Consider the following 3,120-nt stretch of genomic DNA (forward strand, 5'->3'; position numbering starts at 1 on the left):
GGTGCCGACGGGTTTAGCGGCGGCGGCGGAGGCGCGGGGGCCGTAGGGGCCAACGGTGCCGCGGCCGGCGCCGGTGGCGCCGGCGGTCTCCTCGGCGGCGGAGGCCGCGGCGCTGGCGGTTTTAACGGCAACCCCGGCTCCGACGCCGGCGTGAACGGCTCCTCGTGATGATCGGCCAAATCACCCCGTCGCGCTTCCATCGAAAACAGGAACCTCGCTGCCGCCAGCGCCTACTATCCACCCATCGCCGCATCGCGGGGGACAGCTCGGCTGACGGAGGTGCCCGATGTCGTTTGTGATCGCTTGGCCTGAATTGATGACAGACGCGGCGAACGATCTGGCAAATATCGGTTCGACGATCAGCAGGGCCAACGCGACCGCAGCAGCACCCACCACGGGGGTGCTGGCCGCCGGCATCGATGAGGTGTCGGCGGCCGTCGCGACGGTATTTTCCCAGCACGCGTCGGCATATCAGGTCCTGAGCGCTCAAGCCGCAGCGTTTCACGCCCAGCTCGTGCAGACCCTCGGTTCGGGCGCGGGCGCCTATGGCGGCACCGAGACCGCCAATGTCACGCAGGTTTTGCGCAACGTTGTCAACGCGCCCACCGACTTTCTTCTCAGGCGTCCGCTGATCGGACCCGGCACCAATGGCACGACCAACGCGCAAGGGATCGGGACGCCCGGTGGGGCCGGGGGGATCTTGATCGGCAGGGGCGGTAACGGTGGGACGAGCACCGCCGCCGGAGCCCCCGGCGGGGCCGGCGGCGCGGCGGGGTTGGTCGGCACCGGGGGTACCGGCGGCATGGGCGGGTGGGGTGCGCCCGGCGGTGCCGGGGGCACCGGCGGTTTGCTGGATGGCAACGGCGGGATGGGCGGCGCCGGCGGTCCTGTCGGTGTCGGCGGTGCCGGCGGCAGCGCGCTGTTGTTCGGTAATGGCGGCGGCGGCGGAACCGGCGGGGAAGTCGCGCTTGGCGGTGTCGGTGGCCGTGCCGGGTGGCTGGTCGGCAACGGCGGCATGGGTGGCACCGGCGGAGTCGATGCCGCCGGCGGCGCCGGCGGCCGCGGCGGCTTGTTGTATGGCACCGCCGGGGCCACTGGCCCCGCCGGTGCTCCGCCCACCATCCCGCTGCATCAGATCGCCACCCGCGAGGTAGCGGTCATCTCCATCGCCGGCGGACCGCCGTCGCAAGTGATAGTCGACACCGGGTCCACCGGACTTTTGGTCCCGCCCCAGGATGTCAATTTGTCCACCCTCGGCCCGCCCACCGGGTCGGGTGTCGCCCATTACGGCGACCCGCTCCAAGGCACCACCTATACCTACACCACGTATACGGCATCGGTGAATTTCGGGAACGGAATCATAACCGCACCGACAACCGTTGGGGTCATCAACTCCTTCACGACAACCGCGAGCGGTCAATCAACCACTTACCCGGCCAGCCAGGCGCCCGCCGTCATGGGAGTGGGCCTGAACACCGGAGGGCCGGGCGGTAACCCGGGCCCGTTCCCCACCGGCCCCGTGCAAGCGTTGCCCGGCGCACTCGGGCAGGGTGTGCTCCTCAACAACCCCGCGGGCGTGCTCCAGTTCGGTGCCACCAACCCGTTACCCTCCTATGCCTCCGTCTCCGGAGCCCCGATTACCAGCCCGTATGTCGTGATCACTGGCGGCGGAGCGATGCCCAACCCTGGAACTGCCACGAACGCGTCCATCGATTCCGGTGGCGTATTCGGAACCGTCCCGTCAAGCCTGATGCCGACCGGTCAGCAATCCGACACCGTCGTGCCAGCCGGAGATACCATTTCGGTCTACAGCAGCCAGGGCGGGGCGTTGCTGTACTCGGAGACGGTGAGCACGTACCATCCTGACGTCTTGCCGTCGCCAGGATCCACTACCGAGTTCAACTCAGGGGTTTTTCCCTTTTCGGGCCTCGGGGGCGGCCTCGTCGGCTCCGCCGGTATCGCCGCCCCCAACGGCATACCGATCTACTTCTCGTACAGCCCCAGCGGTACCGGGACCATGTACTTCGATACCTGAGTAACTCGGCTCCCCGGGGTATCTGATTCAACGACGTACCGTCTGGCGAACCGGAGCGGGCCGGCTCACTCGACGGTGACGGACTTGGCCAGGTTTCGTGGCTTGTCGACGTCGTAGCCGCGGGCCTGCGCCACCGACGCGGCAAACACCTGAAGCGGGATGGTCGACAGCAGCGGTTGCAAAAGTGTTGACACCGAGGGGATTTCGATCAGGTGATCGGCGTAGGGGCGCACCGTGTCGTCGCCCTCTTCGGCGATCACGATGGTCACGGCACCGCGGGTCTGGATCTCGCGGATGTTGGACAACAGCTTGGCGTGCAACGTGGCCGACCCCTTGGGCGAGGGCATGACCACGATGACCGGCAGACCGTCTTCGACCAACGCAATCGGGCCGTGCTTGAGCTCGCCCGCGGCGAAACCCTCGGCGTGCATATAGGCCAGTTCCTTGAGTTTCAGCGCGCCCTCCAGCGCCACGGGATAACCGACGTGGCGGCCAAGGAACAACACGGTCGAGGACTGCGCGAACTGCTGCGCCAGGACGGCCACCGGCTCGACCGTCGCGAGCACCCGGGCCACCAGGTCGGGCATCGCCTCCAACTCGGAGTACTCGCGCTCGACCTCGTCGGGGTACTTGGTGCCGCGGGCCTGGGCCAGCGCCAGGCCGACCAGATAGTTGGCGGCAATCTGCGCCAGGAAGGTCTTCGTCGACGCCACGCCGATCTCGGGTCCGGCGCGGGTGTAGAGCACCGCGTCGCACTCGCGGGGGATCTGCGAGCCGTTGGTGTTGCAGATCGCCAGCACCTTGGCCTTCTGCTCCTTGGCGTGCCGGACGGCCTCCAGCGTGTCGGCCGTTTCACCGGACTGGCTGATCGCGACCACCAACGTGCTGCGGTCCAGCACGGGGTCGCGGTAGCGGAATTCACTGGCCAACTCGACTTCAACCGGCAGGCGGGTCCAGTGCTCGATCGCGTACTTCGCCAGCAGCCCGGAGTGGTACGCGGTGCCGCAGGCGACCACGAAGACCTTGTCGACCTCGCGCAGCTCCTGATCGGACAGCCGCTGTTCGTCGAGGACGATCCGGCCGTT

At 68.1% G+C, this 3,120-nt stretch carries 2 protein-coding genes; one reads left to right on the forward strand and one right to left on the reverse strand.

Annotation, left to right across the window (positions count from 1 at the left end):
* Positions 1-286: 286 nt before the first annotated feature.
* Complete coding sequence (locus JO059_RS16295; protein WP_293320485.1) at positions 287-2,035, forward strand: PecA family PE domain-processing aspartic protease; 1,749 nt, start codon at positions 287-289, stop codon at positions 2,033-2,035.
* 65 nt (positions 2,036-2,100) lie between these two features.
* On the opposite strand, the gene glmS is transcribed toward JO059_RS16295, so the two are convergent.
* The coding region (glmS, locus tag JO059_RS16300) for a glutamine--fructose-6-phosphate transaminase (isomerizing) (protein ID WP_293320487.1) at positions 2,101-3,120 on the reverse strand (1,020 nt) is incomplete at its 5' end.

Origin of the sequence: Mycobacterium sp., from assembly GCF_019247615.1 — a bacterium.
Lineage (GTDB): Bacteria > Actinomycetota > Actinomycetes > Mycobacteriales > Mycobacteriaceae > Mycobacterium.

Excerpts from the sequence above, each read along its gene's own strand:
- JO059_RS16295 (WP_293320485.1), top strand. The coding sequence starts at position 287 with ATGTCGTTTGTGATCGCTTGGCCTGAATTGATGACAGACGCGGCGAAC.